The organism is Streptomyces sp. NBC_00310, assembly GCF_036208085.1.
Classification (GTDB): Bacteria; Actinomycetota; Actinomycetes; order Streptomycetales; family Streptomycetaceae; genus Streptomyces.
In genome coordinates, this window is sequence record NZ_CP130714.1 from 1,653,765 (window position 1) to 1,671,232 (window position 17,468).

The window sequence follows — 17,468 nt, forward strand, 5'->3', positions numbered from 1 at the left end:
GCAATAACCCATCAAACTTGCCCTCATCTTCCTCATCTTCCTCATCGACGATGCGAGCGGTCGTGGCCCACGGGGCGGGCGACCTGCGCGTGGAGGAGCGGCCGGTGCCGGTGCCCGGCCCCGGCGAGGTGGCGGTCGACGTCCGCTACGGCGGGATCTGCGGCTCCGACCTGCACTACTGGCGGCACGGCGCGGTCGGCGAGTTCCGGCTGCGCGAACCACTCGTCCTCGGTCACGAGATCGTCGGCCTGGTACGCGCGGCGGGCCCCGGCACGCAGGCACCGCCGCCCGGAACCCCGGTGGCCGTGCATCCCCTGGCCTCCTGCGGCACGTGCCGACAGTGCGCGGCGGGACGGCGCAACACCTGCCTGGACACCGGCTATCTGGGCAGCGCCGCCCGCAACCCCCACGTCCAGGGCGGCTTCGCCGATGTCCTGGTGGTGCCCGCGGAACGGGTCCTGCCCCTGCCCGTGGGCCTCGACCTGCGGCTCGCCGCGGTCGCCGAGCCCGCGGCGGTCGCCTGGCACGCGGTACGACAGGCCGGCGACGTACGAGGCAAGCGGGTCCTGGTGACCGGTGCCGGACCGATCGGCTGCCTGGTGGTCGCGGCCCTGCGCGCCGCCGGAGCCGGTGAGATCACCGTGACCGATGTCCACGAGGCGCCGCTGGCCGTCGCCAAGCAGGTGGGCGCCGACTCGACCGTACGGATCGGCGGCCCCGCGAGTACCGGGGACGGTTTGGAGGGACTGGCGGCGGACATCGCCATCGAGTCCTCGGGCAACCCCGCCGGGCTGCGCACCTGCGTGTACGGAGTGGACCGCGGCGGCCTGGTGGTGGGCCTCGGCCTGCTCCCGCCCGGGGACACCCCGGTCGCCGCGAACGCGGTGATCACGAGGGAGCTACGGCTGATCGGCTCCTTCCGCTTCGACACCGAGCTCGGCGAGGTACTCCGGGCGCTGGCCGACGGCCGCCTCCCGGTGGACCCGGTGGTGACCTCCGTACTCCCCGTGGCGCACACCGGCGAAGCCTTCGAACTGGCAGCCGACCCGGCGCGGTCCTGCAAGGTGCTCCTCGACTTCTCGGATGCGACGAAGCCCTGACGCGGTCCGACTACGCCCGCACGCGGACCGGCCACGCACCGGACCGCCTGTCGCGGCGGCGGTCGTGTCCGCCCGCCGGGCCCGAGCGGCTCCTTCCCTGGCCAGTTCACCCGCACGGTCCCGGCGAGGTGCCCCATCCACTCCGGCCCACCCAGGGCTACCCCTCACCCGCCAACATCCGCTCCGACCATGGGAGTTCAGCATGTCGGGCACACCCGTACCCCGTCCCCGCGTCGCGGTGAGCCGCACCGGCCTGCCAGGCCCCGCCGTCGGACGGCTCGCCTCGCGATACGACGTCACCGCCTGGGAAGGAACGGCGCCCCCCGGCTCCGCCGAACTGGGCACGCTGGTCCGCGGCTGCGAGGGGCTGCTCGTCCTCGGCAGCGACCGGGTGGACGCCGCACTGCTGGACGCGGCCGGCCCCGGCCTCCGCGTCGTGGCGCTCGCGTCGATGGGCTACGACGGCGTGGACGTCGACGCCGCCGCCGCGCGCGGCGTGGTGGTCACGCACACCCCCGACGTGCTCGCCGACACCACCGCCGACGTGGCGATGGCGCTGATCCTGATGGCGCGGCGGCGCCTCGGCGCCAGCATGGCCGCGTTGCGGCGCGGCGAGTGGGGCGCCTTCAGCATGGACGCTTTCCTGGGGCTCGACGTACAGGGCGCGACGCTCGGGCTGATCGGCTACGGGCAGATCGCCAAGGCCCTCGCACGGCGGGCGGCCGGATTCGGCATGCGGGTCCAACACCACCATCCGCGCCGCAAGGAGGACGACGACCTGTCCCGCTGGGTCACCTTCGACGAGCTGCTGCGCACCAGTGACGTGGTGTCCCTGCACACTCCCCTGACGCCCGAGACCGCCGGCATGATCGGCGCACCGGAACTCGCCCTGATGAAACCCACGGCGACGCTCGTCAACACCGGACGGGGCGGAATCGTCGACGAGGAGGCACTGGTCGCCGCGCTGCGCGCCGGGAAGCTGCACTCGGCGGGACTGGACGTGATGGTGGACGAGCCCCGTACGGACCCGGGCGATTCACTCTTCGCCGAGCCTCATCTGGTGGTGCTGCCGCATGTGGGCTCGGCGACGGAGGCCACGCGCGCGGCGATGGTTGAGCTGGCGGCGAGCAATATCGAAGCGGTGCTGGAAGGCGAACCGGCACCGACGCCGCTGCCGGGGACCAGGGCACGGCCGGCGGTGGCCCGGACGAACGGTCGGGCTGACGTGGCGAAGTGATAACCCCAGGCCAATCGGCACACGCCTTCCGTTTCGACTCCGAGGTCGACGACCCGATCGGCCTGCCGGCCCGGGGCCGCCCGTCAACGCGATCGTGACGCGCACCCTGAGGTAGCGCCGCATCCCTCCTTCTACGGGCCAAGCGGGGCTTTCCGAGCCCGGAACGGGCGTCCACGGAACCCCGGCTCGAAATCCGGCGGACGTCAACGCGCCGACGCGCCGACGCGACGGCTGAGAGCACCGGCGCCTCCTGTTCGAAGCGATGAGAACGGGCAACGCTGGTGGTGTGGGATGCGCACGCACGTCGCGACCCGTGCCCTCGCCGGGCTCTCCGGACCGCGGTGCGCCGCATCCAACGCGACGTGCCGCCCTGGTCGCCCTTTCCGAGCGTGCTGCCGCCGCGATTGACCCAGGTACGGCGGGACCGACCTGAGGTCAGCTGGTCGTGTCCGGTTCCGGCGTGGTGAGGTCGGCGGAACTGGCACGGAGCATGGCCTTGTGGAGGTCGTCGTGCGGGGGCGAGGGAGGCAGGGGCCCGCGGGCCGGGGCCTCCAAGGACTGGACGAACAGGGCGACGACGCGCCGCCAGGCGTCGGGGGCGGCGGCGCCGGTGGCGTTGACGACGCCGGCGTTGGCCATGTGGAGCAGCACGATGTCCGAGGAGTCGAAGTCCTCACGCAGCCGGCCCGCGGCCTTGGCACGCTCAATGAGCCGCAGCATGCCCTCGAGTGCCTCGTTGCGGCGCCCCTCCATGTCCTTGGCCGTGGGGAAGGACGTGGTCAGCACGTCGGCGAAGCCGTAGTCGGCGGCCTGCATCGCGCAGGCGGTCTCGAGGTAGCCGACGAAACCGTGCCAGGGATCGGGGTCGTCGAGGGCGGTGGCGACCGCGTCGGCGTAGGCGTCCATCCGGTCGGCGAAGACGGCGGCGACCAGCTCTTCCTTGGTGGGGAAGCGCCGGAACATGGTGGCGATCCCGACACCTGCCTCGCGGGCCACGGATGCCATGGAGGCGTTCAGGCCGTCTCGGGCGAAGACCCCGCGTGCGGCGGCGATGATCCGCCCCCGGTTGCGCTCGGCGTCGCTGCGCAGCGGCTGGGCGGCGGTGTCGTCGGGGTGCTGGGGGCCAGGGGTCATGTCTGCCAGTCTAGCAATTGGATTGACCTATCCATTTTTGGTGCTAGCCTGGCTTCGACGAGCCGGAAAGGTCTATCCGGTTCTTGAATCGGATAGATCTATCCAGTTACTGTCGCTTCCCCGCTCCCCACCGAGACTTACGAAAGGATCGCTGTGACCAGCATCGCCATCATCGGAGCCGGCCCTCAAATGGGCATGGCCATCGCCCGCACCTTCGGCTCACAGGGCTTCGACGTCGCCCTGATCTCCCGCAACCGCGAGAAGCTCGACGGCCTCGTCGACACGCTCACCGCCGAGGGCATCACCGCCGCCGCGTTCCCCGCCGACGTGCTCGACCACGACGCGCTCACCCAGGCGCTCAAGGACGCCGCGGCCCGGTTCGGCGGGATCGACGTCCTGGAGTACTCCCCGCTCGCCGTGGAATCCACCATGCTGGTCACTCCGGCCGAGAGCGACCCCTCCCACATCCAGCACGAGATCGAGTTCCAGCTGTACGGGGCCATGGCGGCCACCAAGGCGGTCCTGCCCGCGATGCGCGACGCCGGCACGGGCACCCTGCTCTACACCACCGGCGCCGGCTCACTCGACCCGCTGCCGATGGTCGGCAACGTCAACGCCGCCGCCGCGGCGCTGCGCAACTGGGTGGTCAACCTGCACAAGGAACTGGAGGGCACCGGCATCCAGGCCGCCCACGTCGCCATCGACGTCGCGCTCGGCGGCGCCTCGATCGACCCCAACCTGAAGGCGGCCACACCCGAGGCCATCTCCTCCGTCTACTGGGACCTGCACACCACCAAGCGCGACCAGGGCGAGATCGTCTACAGGGGCTGAGGCCGCGTCGGCTCCCGCGCCGGCCCTTGGTCGCGACGCGGTGCGGCATGCCGTTCCGCGTCGTGACCAAGGGGAAGGCTGCCGCTCCGGTCACGTGCCGATCGTCCACCGCACGGGCCCGCACCCCTCACCGGGTTGGTCTGCCACCGAGCGGTACGACGACGACCAGCAAGAATAAAACTTGTGGATACCGAACATCCACATAATCGATTTCCCTGATTGTGGCGGCGGGGTCCAGATTGGTCAGACCGCAATCGGGAGGACCCGTCCGTGAAACCTGAACCCGCGCCCGCACACTTCGCCGGGCCATGCGCCCTCGCCGAACTCGGTGTCTTCGTCGCCCCGCCGGCCTGACCCCACCCCGACTCCCGGAGGCGCGGTGGCCCTGTCAACCGCCCTGACTGCCCAGCGACGCGCCCCCGGGCCCCAGCCTGCCAGGAGCCGCACCATGCGTTTCGCCACCTACGAACACCAGCACCGCCACCGCGTGGCCGTCGTGGAGGACGACGGCACACTCCTCCCCCTGCCCGGCGTCACGTCACTCACCGCCCTGTTGTCGGAAGCCGACGGTCTGCCAGGGTTGCTGGCCGCGGGCGCGGCCGCGCTGGACGTACCGCCCGGCCCCCATGTCTCGGAGGTCCGGCTGCTGCCTCCTCTCCAGCCCGCGTCGGTACGGGACTTCGTCACCTTCGAGGAGCACGTGGAAGGCGTACGGCGGTCCGTGCAGAGTGCCGTCGGTGTACCCGAACAGTGGTACGCCGCTCCGACCTTCTACTTCACCAACCCGCACGCCCTGTACGGCCCCCATGACGACATTCCGGTGCCACCCGGCTCCAGGGTCCTGGACTTCGAGCTGGAGGTCGCCGCCGTCATCGGCCGCGAGGGCCGCGACCTCACGCCCGAGCAGGCCCGCGACCACATCATCGGCTACACCGTCTTCAACGACTGGTCCGCCCGCGACCTGCAGTCCGCCGAAATGAAGGTCGGCCTCGGCCCCTGCAAGGGAAAGGACACCGCCACCACCCTCGGCCCCTACCTGGTGACCAGCGACGAACTGGAGCGCTACCGCGACGGCGAAGGCTTCCTGCGGCTGGCGCTCACCGCCGACGTCAACGGCGAGGTCGTCGGCCGGGACCTGCTGTCCAACATGAGCTGGACGTTCGAGGAGATGGTCGCCTACGCCTCGCGCGGTACGCGGGTGATGCCCGGCGATGTCCTGGGCTCCGGCACGTGCGGCAACGGCGGCTGCCTCGCCGAGCTGTGGGGCGTACGCGGCGAGCAGACCCCACCTCCCCTCAAGCCGGGCGACACCGTCACCCTCACGGTGGAAGGCCTCGGCAGCGTGTCCAACACCGTCGTCCCGGGCGCCGATCCGGTGTCTCTTCCCGCCGGCCGACGCCGGTCCCGGGAGCGGCCATGAGCGACCTGTATCGCAAGAGGCTCCTGGGCAAGGTCGTCGTCGTCACCGGCGCGGCACGCGGCCAGGGCGCTGCCGAGGCCCAGGCGCTCACCCGGGAGGGCGCGCGGGTGATCGCCACCGACGTGACGCCGGAGGGCGACTGCCGCCGACTCGACGTCACCAGCGAGCAGGGCTGGGCCGAACTCGCCGCCGAGCTGAAGGAGGCGTACGGGCAGGTGCACGGCCTGGTGAACAATGCCGGCATCACCTGGCGCGCCCGCCTCGGCGACGTACGGGCCGAGGACTTCGACCGGGTCCACGCCGTCAACGTCACCGGCCCGCTCCTCGGCATCCAGTACCTCGCCCCGCTCATGCCGCCCGGCTCCTCGATCGTCAACGTAGGCTCGTCCGCCGCGCTCACCGCGCACTATCCGGTCGCCTACACCGCCAGCAAGTGGGGGCTGCGCGGCCTTTCCAGCGTGGCCGCACTGGAACTCGGGCCACGCGGAATCCGCGTCAACACCGTCCACCCCGGCTACATCGAGACCGAGATGACCGCCTCCGCCGCACCGGCCTTCCGCGAAAGCAACATCCGGGAGACCCCTCTGGGGCGCACCGGAACCGTCGGCGAGGTCGCGCCCCTGGTCGTGTTCCTGCTGTCGGACGAGTCGTCGTTCATCACGGGCGCCGAGATCCCGGTCGACGGCGGCCTGACCGCGCACGGCGGCGTCAAGTCCGTGTCCGACGCCCTGCGCTAACGGGACCAACCGGAGCCGCTTACTCAAGGATTAGGAATTCACACCGTGGACAAAGTCATCGGCAGCGCCACCGAGGCGGTCGCCGACATCCCCGACGGCGCCTCGCTCGCCGTCGGCGGCTTCGGCCTCAGCGGCATACCCGCCGTTCTGATCGGCGCCCTGCATGCCCAGGGCACCGGCGCTCTGCGAGTCGTCTCCAACAACTGCGGGGTCGACGGCCGCGGCCTCGGCGTCCTGCTCGCCGACGGGCGCATCGCCCGGGTCACCGGCTCCTACGTCGGTGAGAACAAGGAGTTCGCCCGGCAGTACCTGTCCGGCGAGCTGGAGGTGGAACTCGTTCCGCAGGGCACGCTCGCCGAACGCCTGCGGGCGGGCGGCGCGGGCATCCCCGCCTTCTACACCCCGGCCGGCGTCGGTACTCAGGTCGCGCAGGGTGGCCTGCCCTGGCGCTACGCCCCCGACGGCTCGGTCGCCGTAGCCTCCCCGCCGAAGGAGACCCGCGACTTCGCGAACCGCCCGTACGTCCTGGAGCACGGCATCACCACCGACTACGCGCTCGTCCGCGCCTGGCGCGGCGACCGGCACGGCAACCTCTGCTTCCGCCGCGCAGCCGCCAACTTCAACCCGCTGGCCGCCATGGCCGGCCGCGTGACCATCGCTGAGGTCGAGGAGCTCGTCGACGTGGGCGAGCTGCGTCCCGACGCGGTGCACCTGCCCGGCGTCTTCGTCCAGCGGGTCGTGGCTCTCACCGCTGAAGAGGCCGCCGACAAGCAGATCGAACACCTCCTGATTTCCGCGTCTTCGACACGAGGGACGGTACGACGCTGATGCCCTGGACCCGCGACCGGATGGCCGCCCGCGCCGCCGCCGAACTCACCGACGGCTCCTACGTCAACCTCGGCATCGGCCTGCCCACCCTGATCCCCGGCCACCTCCCGCCCGGCGTGCACGTCGTCCTCCACTCCGAGAACGGCATCCTGGGCACCGGCCCCTACCCCACCGAGGACGAGGTCGACCCCGACCTGATCAACGCGGGCAAGGAGACCGTCACCGTGCTGCCCGGCGCGAGTTTCTTCGACTCCGCCCTGTCCTTCGGCATGATCCGCGGCGGCCACATCGACACCGCCGTCCTCGGCGCCATGCAGGTCTCCGCGGCCGGCGACCTGGCCAACTGGATGATCCCCGGCAAGATGGTCAAGGGCATGGGCGGCGCGATGGACCTCGTCCACGGCGCCCGCCGCGTCATCGTGCTCATGGACCACACCGCCAAGGACGGCAGTCCGAAGATCCTCACGGAGTGCACCCTGCCGCTCACCGGTGAGCGCTGCGTCCACCGCATCATCACCGACCTCGGTGTCCTCGACGTCACCGCCGACGGCCTCGCGCTGGTCGAGACCGCTCCCGGCGTCAGCGTGGAGACCATCCGAGCCCACACGCACGCCCCTGTACGTCTGGACACCCTCACGGCCGCCTTCTGACCCACCCTTTCCCACCCGCTCCCTGCCGCACAGGTCCGCCGCCTCTCCCTTGGCGAACCGCTCCGGACTCGGAGGGCGATGCCGTAGAGCGTGACTACGCAGGCTCCGCCCAGGCCGATGGTGTGCTGGAGTGCGGTTCGTGCGTTGTCGACCTGGCGGGAGTCGGCCTGGCCGCGCAGCTGCCAGACGAGTTCGGCGCACTGGGCCAGAGCGGTGGCGCCCAGGGGTGCCCTTTGGAGAGCAGGCCGCCGGAGGCGAACCTACGCGGTCACGGCACCGGCTCCTCGCCTGCGACGGGTTCCTCGCCGACGTGCGCGCCGACCCGACCGTTCGCGTCTCACCGGTCCTGCCGGAGCCTGGGCGGAACCCCGGCCGACCGGGTTCCGCCGCCACACCGTCGGCTCCGCGGCCTCGGCCTGCGTCGCGAAGACGTCCGTCCACGCGGACCGTCGCCGCTGTCAGGTGACCAGCCGCAGCACATCCGTCAGGCCGCGCTCACCGGTGCGGTATTCCGCCGGCAGGATGTAGGTGCGCAGGCCGCAGGCGGCCGCACCGCCGTCGCGGACCGGGTTGTCGCCGACCATGAGGGTGGCGCGGGGGTCGACTCCGAGGTCGGCGCAGGCTTTGAGGAAGAGCTGCGGGTCGGGCTTTTCGCGGCCCTGCTCGTAGGAGATGACGCAGGTGTCGATCAAGGCGTCGTGCCCGTGGTGGGCGAGGTGGGTGCGCAGGTCCCAGGCGAAGTCGCTGACGACCGCGATGCGCAGTCCGCGTTCGCGCAGGGCGCGCAGGACCGGCTCGGTATCGGAGTAGGGGACCCAGGCGTCCGGGGCGGTGAGCTCCCGGTACGCCTCCTTCTCCGCGCCGCGCAAGAAGTCCACCTGCTCCCACCAGGCGTGCATGGCCCGGCGGTGCTGCTCGGCGGAGAGGTCCCGGCCTCTCTGCAGGGCGACGACGGAGGGCAGCCGGAAGGCCGCGCGCAATCGGTCGGAGATCTCGGACACCGCACCGGGCTCGTCCAGCACGGCGGACCGGCCCGTGGCGGCACCGACCCGGCGCAGCCATGTCTCCAGGTCGATCATCTGGAAGATGGTGTTGCTGAAGTCGAACAGCACGGCCTGCACCGGCGGCACAGGCGCGGCCATCTCGACGTCACTGGGGCGGTAGGCGCTCGGTGTTTCGAACAGGCTGTGAATCATGAGGAGGGCTCTTCTGGGTCGACCGTCTCGACGGGGACCCCGAGGTCGCGCATGGCCGCGAGTTCCGCCTCGGGGGTGCCGGTGTCGGTGATGACGGTGTGGTAGTCGGCCACGGTGCCGTACGCGTGCGTGGCGGTCTTGCCGAACTTGGAGTGGTCCGCCAGCAGCAGGGCCTGTTCCGCGGAGGCGAGCATGGCCAGCTTCACCTCGACGTAGTCGTTCAGAGGGTGGAAGAGCCTGCCGTCCAGGACGGCGGTGGCGGACATCAGGGCGAGGTCGGCCCGGATCCGGGACAGGGCGCGGGTGACGGTGGGGCCGGTGCAGGAGTTGAAGTCGCCACGGTAGTGGCCGCCCAGCAGAGTGACGCTCACGCCGGGCGCGGACCCGAGGCGTTGCGCGAGGCCGACGGAGTTGGTGACGACATGGATCTGGTCCAGCTCGGCCAGCGCGGGGACCAGCGGGAACAGGGTGGTCGAGTCGTCCATGAGCAGCGTGCTTCCCGGGCCGATCCGGTCGGCGACGGCCGCGCACAGCGCGTGCTTGGCCGCGAGGGCGCTGTTCTCCCGGAAGCGGGTGGCCGTCTCCATGGTGAGGGCGGGGAAGGCGACGGCCCGCCCTCGCTGCTTGCGCAGGAGATGGCGCGCGGCGAGGTCGTCCAGGTCCCGGTGCATCGTCATCAGGCTGACATCGAACTGCCGGGCGAGGTCGTCGATGCGGGTCTCGCCGTGCTCGGCGACGTACGCCAGCACGGCCTGGCGGCGCTCCTCGACGGCGGCCTGTGACAATCGCGTTCGGGCGGTCACAGCACCCCTCCTTCCCGGTCGTTGCGGTCTCGCAGTTTCCCACACGGGCCGGTGCGGGGCCGGGGTCCGTCCGGCTTCCCGGCCTAGGGACCGTCCACCGTGACCAGCACCTTGACCTGCTCGGGGTCGACGGACGCGGCGAACGCCTTGGCGGCGTCCTGGAGCGGGAAGGTGGCGGTGACGATCTCGGCGGTGTCCACGGCGCCCGAGGCGATCAGCGACATCGCGGTGCGGTAGTCGTCGCCGGTGTACATCAGGGTGCCCTCGATACGTATTTCCCGGTCCTGGACCAGGTCGAGGCGGACGGAGGTGGTCCCTGCGGCTCCGACGCCGACGACGATGATCGTGCCGCCCTTGGTGACCAGGTCGGTGGCCTGGGCCATGGACTGCTCGCGCGCCACACAGTCGAAGACGACGTCGATCGGTCCGCCGAGCGCCGCGCGGGCCTGCTCGACCAGGTCCGTGGCGTCGGCGGCCAGGGCCGCGTCGGCGCCGAGGCGGAGGGCACGGTTCCGCTTGCCGTCCAGCAGGTCGGTGACGGCGATCTTCGTGGCGCCCGCGTGCTGGGCGGCGGCGAGTACGAGCAGGCCGATGGGTCCGGCGCCGAGGACGACGACCGTGCGTCCGGTGAGGTCGCCGGCCTTCGCCACGGCGTGCACCGGGGTGGCCAGGGGCTCGACGAGGGCGGCCTCGATGTCGGTCATGCCGTCGGGGACACGGTGGACCCGGTCGGCCGGGATGGTGAACAGCTCGGTCATGGCGCCGGGCGTCTGGCAGCCGAAGACCTTCAGCTCCTGGCAGATGTTGTAGCGGCCGGAGCGGCACTGGGGGCACCGGCCGCAGTACAGGTTGGGCTCGATGATCACCCGGTCGCCGGGCGCGAAGTCCTCGGCCCCCTTCCCTGCCACCGCGACGACGCCGACCGCCTCGTGCCCGGGACGGTAGGGCAGGTCGATGAAGGGGTGATGGCCGGCCGCCGCATGGGTGTCGGAGCCGCAGATGCCGACGACCGTGGTGCGTACGAGGAGTTCGTCGTCCTCGGGCACGGGCACGGGTACCTGCTCGATCATGATGTCGTCGAGGGAGCGGACGAGAACGCGGCGAATCTGCTCGGTCATGGTGGGGGTCCGTTCGGTTCGGGTGTTCACGCGGAGGTGAGACGAGGCCGGGCTGGATCTGGATCTTGCGGCCGATGCCCGCCCGGAAGCGGGCGATCGCGTCCGGGAAAGCGGCCAGGGAGAGGAGAGGCGGTCACTGATGAAGACGTCCGGGTCGATGACACCGGCGGCGAAGAGGCCGCGGCACGTTCGAAGCTGTGCAGGACGGCCATGGAGCCGGTGATCGTGATCTCCTGGTGGCAGATCCGGTACGGCTCGTTGGTGGCCCGTGCGGCGTAGTCGGCGCCCCCGAACTGCGGGTACGTACCGCCCTTGCCGACTCTGCCGAGGGCGTCCTGGATGGCCTGGGCGTTGCCGGTGGCGTCGACGACCAGGTCACGGCCGTAGGGCGGCCGGTCAAGCTCGTCGGCTGACGTGGCTCGGCCGGATCAGCCCGACTGCCGGGCCGTGGCCAGGCGTCCGGTGTTGGTGTCGACGACGTCGACGCTCGCGGCGCCGGTGGCCTTGGCGAGCTGAAGCATCATCCTCGGCGGCGGCGCCCGGGTGGGTGACTCCGATCGCGGCCCCTCGTTCGCAGCGGTTGTTGTGGCCGGGGCGGCAGTAGTGGCACGCGAAGCAGTACAGCGACGGGTCGACCGCGACCCGCGCGCCGACGGCGAGTTCGGTGACGGTGGAGCCGACCGCGACGACGACCTCGCGCGGGCCGGGGGCCGGGGCGTCGACGCTGGCTGGTGCGACACTGCCGGGCTGAATGATGACGGCTGCCTTCACTTGACGGCTCCCAGCGAGAGGCCGCGGACCAGTTTGTCCTGGGCGGCGAACCCGGCGATGAGGACCGGCAACGACACCAGCGTGGCCGCCGCGCACAGCCGAGCCAGGAACAGACCCTCGTTGGTGATGAAGCCGACGAGGAACACCGGGGCGGTCGATGCCTGGGTCGCGGTGAGGTTGACGGCGAACATGAACTCGTTCCAGCTGAAGATGAAGCAGATCAGCGAGGTGGCGGCGAGTCCGGGCATGGCGACCGGCGCGACGACCCGCAGCAGCACGGTGGGCAGGCCCGCGCCGTCGACCTCGGCGGCCTCCAGGATCTCCTTGGGGACCTCGGCGAGGAACGAGCGCATCATCCACACCGCGATCGGGAGGTTCATGGCGGTGTAGAGGACGATCAGCGTCCACACGTTGTCGAGCATTCCGGCGTCCTTGACGATCAGGTACACGGGAAGCAGGGCGGCGATGGCGGGGAGGAACTTGGTGGACAGGAAGAAGAACATCACGTCGGTCCACTTCTCGACCGGCTTGATGGACAGCGCGTAGGCCGCCGGCACCGCCAGGGCGAGCACCAGCAGCGTCGAGATGACGCTGGCCATGGCCGAGTTGAGGAGGAAGGGGGTGATGTCCCGGCTGAAGAGGAGTTCGTACTGGTCGAGGGTGAGGGCGGCGAGGGGGGTCGGCGGGTTGGTCGCCGCGTCCGCCTCCTGGTGGAAGGAGGTGAGGACCATCCACGCCACCGGAGCGAAGAACGCCAGCGTGGCCAGCCACGCGACGAACGTCCACAGGGGGGAGAGCCGGGGCGCACCACCCTGGTCGTCGCGTCGGCGGCGCAGGAGCTTGGTGAACCTGCCGGGGGTGGCGACTGCTGTGTGGCTCATCGGGATACCTCCTCGCGGAACAGCGACGCGATGGTGCGCAGCGCGAAGGTCGCGATCACGAACGCGCCGAGCACCACGACGACACCGGCGGCGGCCGCCTCGCCGTACTCGTACTTGCGGAACATGGTCAGGTAGATCTCGTAGGGCAGGTTGGTGGTCTGCGAGCCGGGGCCGCCCTGGGTGATGGTGAAGACCGCGTCGAAGGTCTGCACGACGTAGATCGTGCCGAGCAGGACGCCCAGCTCGATGTACTGGCGCAGGTGCGGCAGCGTGATGTGGCGGAAGGTCTGCAGCGCGGAGGCGCCGTCCATGCGGGCCGCCTCCAGGACGTCACCGGGCTGCGCCTGCAGGCCCGCCAGGAGGATCAGCATCATGAACGGCGTCCACTGCCACACCAGCGACACCACGACCGCCGGCATCGGGTAGGAGGACACCCAGTCGACCGTGGGGCCGTTGTCCGCTCCGAAGAACCGGTATACGGCGTTGAGGGTGCCGTTGAGCAGGCCGTAGTCGGGGTTGTAGACGGCGTGCTTCCACAGCAGCGCCGCCGCGACCGGCATGACCAGGAACGGGGCGATGAGCAGGGTGCGCGCCAGCCCTCGGCCCACGAAGCGGCGGTCGAGGAGCATCGCCAGCCCGAGGCCGAGGAGCACGCTGATGAGCACCACCGACGCGGTGAGGACGATGGTGTTGAGTACGGCGGTGCGCAGTCGCTCGTCGGTGAAGACGAACGTGAAGTTGGACAGGCCGACGAAGTGCCTCTCGCCCGGCTTGAGGATGTTCCATTGGAAGGTGGAGATGACGAGCGTGGCCACGAAGGGCAGCTGCGTGACGGCGATGGTGAAGACCAGCGCGGGCAGCAGCGGGACGCGGCGCTTCCATTTGGCTGCCGTGCCCGAGGGCTTGCGGGTACGGACGGGTGGGGGTGCCTGCTTGGGGGGTGCGGTGAGCGTGGTCATGGATGGTTCCTCCGCCGGTGACGGCCGGGGTCGGGGAAGCGGCGCCCGGCCGGCGACGGGCCGGCCGGGCGCTGAAGGTCACTTCTGGTAGGTCTTGGCGACGTCCTCGGCGAGCTTCTGGCCGTCGTCGAGGGCCTTGTCCACGCTGGTCTTGCCGGCGATGGCGGCGGAGATCTCCTGGGTGACCTTGGTGCCGAGGTCCTGGAACTCGGGGATGGCCACGTACTGGATGCCCACGGTCGGCCGGGGCTGGACGCCCGGGTTCGCCGGGTCCGCACCCTCGATGGACTTCAGGGTGATGTCACCGAACGAGGCGGCGGCCTTCTTGTACTGCGGGATCTCGTACGTGCTGGCCCGCTTGCCGGCCGGGACACGCGCCCAGCCGAGCTTCTCGCCGACGAGGTTCTCGTACTTCTTGCTGGAGGCCCACAGCATGAACTGCGAGGCGGCGTCGGCGTTCTTCGTGGTCTTGGGCATGGCCCACGACCAGGCCCACAGCCAGCCGCTGCTGTCCGTCTCGACGGTCGGGGCGTACGCGTAGCCGACGCTGCCGGCGATCTTGCTGGAGGCGGGGTCCTCAAGCGATCCGGCGGCGCTGGTCGCGTCGTACCACATCGCGACCTTCTTCTGGCTCAGCGCGTTCAAGCACTCGGTGAACCCGGCCTGCGGGGCACCGGACTCGCCGTGCTCGCGGACCAGCTTGACGTAGAACTCGGTGGCCTTCTTGAATCCACCGCTGTTGACCTGGGCCTTCCAGTCCTTGGTGAACCAGGTGCCGCCGAAGGTGTTGACCATGGACGTCAGCGGCGCGCCGAGCTCGCCCCAGCCGGCCAGACCGCGCAGGCAGATGCCCTTCATGCCGGGCTCCGCGCCGTCGACCTCGGCCGCGATGTCGGCGATCTGCTGCCAGGTCGGCCGTTCGGGCACCGTGATGCCCTTCGCCTTCATGACGTCCTTGTTGTACATGAGCATCGAGGACTCGCCGTAGAACGGCAGGGCGTAGAGCTTGCCGTCCGAGCCGGTGAGCGACTGCACCATCGGCTTGAGCAGGTCGGCCTTGTCGAAGCTCGTGTCCTTGTCGGCGTAGGAGCCGAGATCGTGCAGCCAGCCGTTCTTCTCCCAGATGGGCACCTCGTAGGCGCCGATGGTGGCGACGTCGTACTGGCCGGCCTGGGTGGCGATGTCCTGGGTGACTTTGTCGCGCAGCTCGTTCTCGGGAAGGATCGTGAAGTTGACCTTGATCCCGGTGTCCTTGGTGAAGTTGTCCTTGGTGAGCTTCGCGATGTCCTCCATCTGCGGGTTGCCGACCATGAGGACGTTGATGCTCTTGGCCCCGCCCGAGGACCCGCCGGCTCCGGCTCCGGAACAGGCGGTGGCGAGGAGGGCGGTGGCGGCGGCGCCGGCGATGAGGGCGTATCTGTTCGATCGCATGTAGACGGGGGACCTCTCGTGCGGGTTCGTCGGGACCTCGACTGAGGCTCGGCGGGGAGGGCGGAGGGGTGGGGTGGGGGTGCGTCACTGGGGAGTCGGGCGCGTTTCGATGGCCGAATTATTAGCAGGAGATCGCGCCGTTGTTAACACATATTGCGAGAAAACTTCTTCGAAGTTATCGTCACGCCGTCTCGCGAGGGCTACTGGGCTCCGCCGAACCGCCCCGACCCCTCCGCCCCTACGCCCCTACGCCCCTACGGCGCCGCGGCCTACCGGCCGCGCCCGGGCGGCTCATGCCTCAACGCCGTCACCGGTCTCCGCCGCCTCGGAGTCCCCACGGCACTGCTCGCACGCATCTCCGACGACCACTTCGGCGGCCTGCTGCGCGCACCACACGGCATTCCGGCACCCGGCTCACCCACATGCCGCAGATGTCCGACCCCACCGCGGCCTCGCCGCCGTACACCTGCGCGAGGGCGGGTCGGCCTGCTGTCGGCCCCGACGTAGGCCTTCGTTGTTACTCGGCGGCTTCGGACGCGTCCAGGCGGGCCCAGACCGGCCCGAGCGCATCCATTGCCTCCTGGTACACCTGGTACGCCTCGTCGAGTACGGCGACCCGGTCGGGGCGGGGTTCGTGGCGTCTGAGCACGGCGGCGTCGGCGCGCGGGTCCGTCACGCCCGCGAGAAGCCCGACGGCGGTGGCGGCGAGCAGGGCCGCTCCCCGGGCGGCGCTCTCCTGCACGTCGGTCACCACGACCGGCCGCCGCAGAGCGTCGGCGAACATCTGGCTCCACACCTCGCTGTGCGCGGCGCCGCCGGTCAGCCGGGCCGTCGCCCCGGTGATCGGCAGCTTGGAGCAGAGTGCGTCGACGTGCCAGCGGTGATTGAGGACGACGCCTTCCATCAGGGCCCGTAGGAGATGCCCACGGCCGTGCCAGCCGCGCAGGCCGAGGAACGTTCCGGAGGTGGGGCGCGGGTGCGGGGAGCCGTAGACGAAGGGGTGGAACAACACCTCGGACGGTCCGGCCAAGTGCGCCTCGACCTCGCGGCCGATCGCCTCGTGGATGCCGTCCCGATGCTCGGCCGGTGTGCCCGTGACCCGCAGGAACCACTCCAGGTTCACCACCGACGTGGGCGAGGTGGACATGGTCATCCACTGGCCGGGGCGGACGAAGTGGCGGACCTGCCAGCGCGGATCGACGACGGGGCGCTCGCTGACCACCTGGTTGATGCTGAACGACCCGGCGATCAGGGACAGTTCGCCCGGCGTCGTGCCGCCGACCCCGATCGCGGCGGCGTCGACGTCGTGGGCGCCCGTGATGACGGGCGTGCCGGGGGCGAGCCCGGTGAGCGCGGCAGCCTCGGGAGTGACCGTGCCGCTCACCGCGTCGCAGGCCACCACGGGTGGCAGCTTGTCGGCGAGCGCACCGAGGCCGTACAGGTCGAGGAGCTCCGGTGAATAGCCGCCGCGCCGTATGTCGGTGAAGGAGGCACTGGCGTCCGTGGGATCGGTGGCCACCTCACCCGTCAGCCTCAGGCGCAGCCAGTCCTTGCAGGACAACAGCCAACGGACCTGGTGAAGCACTCTCGGCTCATGGCGGGCGAGCCAGACCAGCAGGGCGGCCGGGGACCCCGGGAAGGGCACCGTGCCCGACAGGTCCAGGGCACGGGACCAGACCGGAGTGCCCCGCCACTCCCCCAGCACCGCTTCGGCTCGCGTGTCCATCGCGACGATCGAGGCCCGCACCGGCCGGCCCCGCTCGTCGACGGCGTACAGCCCGTCACCGTGCCCGGCCAGCCCCACTGCGGCGATGGCGCGCCCCGCGTCCGGGCCCGCCTCGGCGAGACAGGCCGCGATGGCTTGATGCGCCGTCCGCCACACGTCGTCCATGTCCCGCTCGACCCAGTGGGGACGAGGGGTGGTCAGCGGAAGCATGCCGCTGCCCCGCGCCACCGGCCGGCCGAAGGCGTCGAACAGCACGGCCTTGGTCACCGTGTGGCCCGCGTCGAGACCGAGCACCAGTTCACGCGTCACCGTTCACACCCACCCCGGGTCGCGGGCCTTGACCGCGGTGGTGCACCAGCCGGTCGCGGCGAGCTCGGCGGTCACCTCGGCGACGAGCCACGTCAACGCGACATCGTGGATGTCGCATCACCGGCGTAGCCGACACCCTGGCATCACCCACCGGGTCCATGATCCCGCCGGACACCGCCACCGCCCTGGCCTCGCACCGCTCCACCACGCAATGCGGTCTCCTCACGTACCGAAGCCACACCACACCCACCACGTTCCGATCGTCCCACGCAGGGGGGCGGTAGGCCGGTCCGCCACCATCGGATGGCCCGCGGAGCGGTGGTGCGACCACCCGATA

15 protein-coding genes and 2 pseudogenes are annotated in these 17,468 nt (G+C 70.9%); 7 read left to right on the top strand and 10 right to left on the bottom strand.

All coding sequences use genetic code 11. The features are described 5' to 3' along the window. Positions 1-50: 50 nt before the first annotated feature. Positions 51-1,100: an L-idonate 5-dehydrogenase gene (locus OG202_RS07250; protein WP_328222521.1), complete on the top strand. Its 1,050-nt coding sequence runs from the start codon at positions 51-53 to the stop codon at positions 1,098-1,100. A 202-nt stretch (positions 1,101-1,302) separates the two neighbouring features. Further along, on the top strand, positions 1,303-2,337 hold the full coding sequence (locus OG202_RS07255; protein ID WP_328222522.1) for a 2-hydroxyacid dehydrogenase: 1,035 nt from the start codon (positions 1,303-1,305) through the stop codon (positions 2,335-2,337). A gap of 435 nt (positions 2,338-2,772) precedes the next feature. On the opposite strand, the gene OG202_RS07260 is transcribed toward OG202_RS07255, so the two are convergent. Next, positions 2,773-3,471 (bottom strand): TetR family transcriptional regulator, encoded by a 699-nt coding sequence (locus tag OG202_RS07260; protein WP_327730890.1) that lies wholly within the window; start codon positions 3,469-3,471, stop codon positions 2,773-2,775. A 153-nt stretch (positions 3,472-3,624) separates the two neighbouring features. On the opposite strand from OG202_RS07260, the gene OG202_RS07265 reads away from it, so the two are divergent. From OG202_RS07265 to OG202_RS07285, 5 genes are all read left to right on the top strand, one after another. Then, the gene (locus tag OG202_RS07265) at positions 3,625-4,302 is read left to right on the top strand and encodes an SDR family NAD(P)-dependent oxidoreductase (protein WP_328222523.1); all 678 of its coding nucleotides are present in this window, start codon (positions 3,625-3,627) and stop codon (positions 4,300-4,302) included. A gap of 448 nt (positions 4,303-4,750) precedes the next feature. Then, positions 4,751-5,722 carry a fumarylacetoacetate hydrolase family protein gene (locus tag OG202_RS07270; protein ID WP_327730888.1) on the top strand — a complete coding sequence of 324 codons (972 nt, stop codon included), beginning with the start codon at positions 4,751-4,753 and terminating at the stop codon, positions 5,720-5,722. Further along, positions 5,719-6,459, top strand: coding sequence for an SDR family NAD(P)-dependent oxidoreductase (locus OG202_RS07275; RefSeq protein WP_328222524.1), 741 nt, complete (start codon positions 5,719-5,721; stop codon positions 6,457-6,459). Before OG202_RS07270 ends, OG202_RS07275 begins: the two co-directional genes overlap by 4 nt. A gap of 45 nt (positions 6,460-6,504) precedes the next feature. Continuing rightward, positions 6,505-7,287 carry a CoA transferase subunit A gene (locus OG202_RS07280; RefSeq protein ID WP_327730886.1) on the top strand — a complete coding sequence of 261 codons (783 nt, stop codon included), beginning with the start codon at positions 6,505-6,507 and terminating at the stop codon, positions 7,285-7,287. Further along, positions 7,287-7,937, top strand: coding sequence for a CoA transferase subunit B (locus tag OG202_RS07285; RefSeq protein ID WP_327730885.1), 651 nt, complete (start codon positions 7,287-7,289; stop codon positions 7,935-7,937). The genes OG202_RS07280 and OG202_RS07285 overlap by 1 nt, the downstream gene beginning before the upstream one ends. Before the next feature lie 86 nt (positions 7,938-8,023). Here the strand turns inward: OG202_RS07285 and OG202_RS07290 are convergent. The 9 genes and pseudogenes from OG202_RS07290 to OG202_RS07330 form a co-directional block, all read right to left on the bottom strand. Next, a pseudogene (locus OG202_RS07290) lies at positions 8,024-8,190 on the bottom strand (thiolase C-terminal domain-containing protein); the annotation flags it as partial. A 205-nt stretch (positions 8,191-8,395) separates the two neighbouring features. Then, positions 8,396-9,133, bottom strand: a complete 738-nt coding sequence (locus tag OG202_RS07295) for an HAD family hydrolase (RefSeq protein WP_328222525.1) — start codon at positions 9,131-9,133, stop codon at positions 8,396-8,398. Further along, positions 9,130-9,936 (bottom strand): DeoR/GlpR family DNA-binding transcription regulator, encoded by an 807-nt coding sequence (locus OG202_RS07300; protein ID WP_326585935.1) that lies wholly within the window; start codon positions 9,934-9,936, stop codon positions 9,130-9,132. The genes OG202_RS07295 and OG202_RS07300 overlap by 4 nt, the downstream gene beginning before the upstream one ends. Positions 9,937-10,019: 83 nt before the next feature. Then, positions 10,020-11,054, bottom strand: a complete 1,035-nt coding sequence (locus tag OG202_RS07305) for a zinc-dependent alcohol dehydrogenase (protein ID WP_328222526.1) — start codon at positions 11,052-11,054, stop codon at positions 10,020-10,022. Positions 11,055-11,103: 49 nt separating this feature from the next. Further along, a pseudogene (locus tag OG202_RS07310) lies at positions 11,104-11,825 on the bottom strand (zinc-binding dehydrogenase); the annotation flags it as partial. After that, positions 11,822-12,706 (bottom strand): carbohydrate ABC transporter permease, encoded by an 885-nt coding sequence (locus OG202_RS07315; RefSeq protein WP_326584501.1) that lies wholly within the window; start codon positions 12,704-12,706, stop codon positions 11,822-11,824. The gene OG202_RS07315 and the pseudogene OG202_RS07310, both read right to left, overlap by 4 nt. After that, positions 12,703-13,665 (bottom strand): carbohydrate ABC transporter permease, encoded by a 963-nt coding sequence (locus tag OG202_RS07320; RefSeq protein WP_328222527.1) that lies wholly within the window; start codon positions 13,663-13,665, stop codon positions 12,703-12,705. Before OG202_RS07320 ends, OG202_RS07315 begins: the two co-directional genes overlap by 4 nt. A gap of 78 nt (positions 13,666-13,743) precedes the next feature. Then, entirely contained in the window at positions 13,744-15,096 is a 1,353-nt protein-coding gene (locus OG202_RS07325; protein ID WP_328222528.1) for an ABC transporter substrate-binding protein, read from the bottom strand. A 517-nt stretch (positions 15,097-15,613) separates the two neighbouring features. Continuing rightward, positions 15,614-17,131, bottom strand: a complete 1,518-nt coding sequence (locus OG202_RS07330; protein WP_328222529.1) for an FGGY-family carbohydrate kinase — start codon at positions 17,129-17,131, stop codon at positions 15,614-15,616. Between the last annotated feature and the right edge of the window lie 337 nt (positions 17,132-17,468).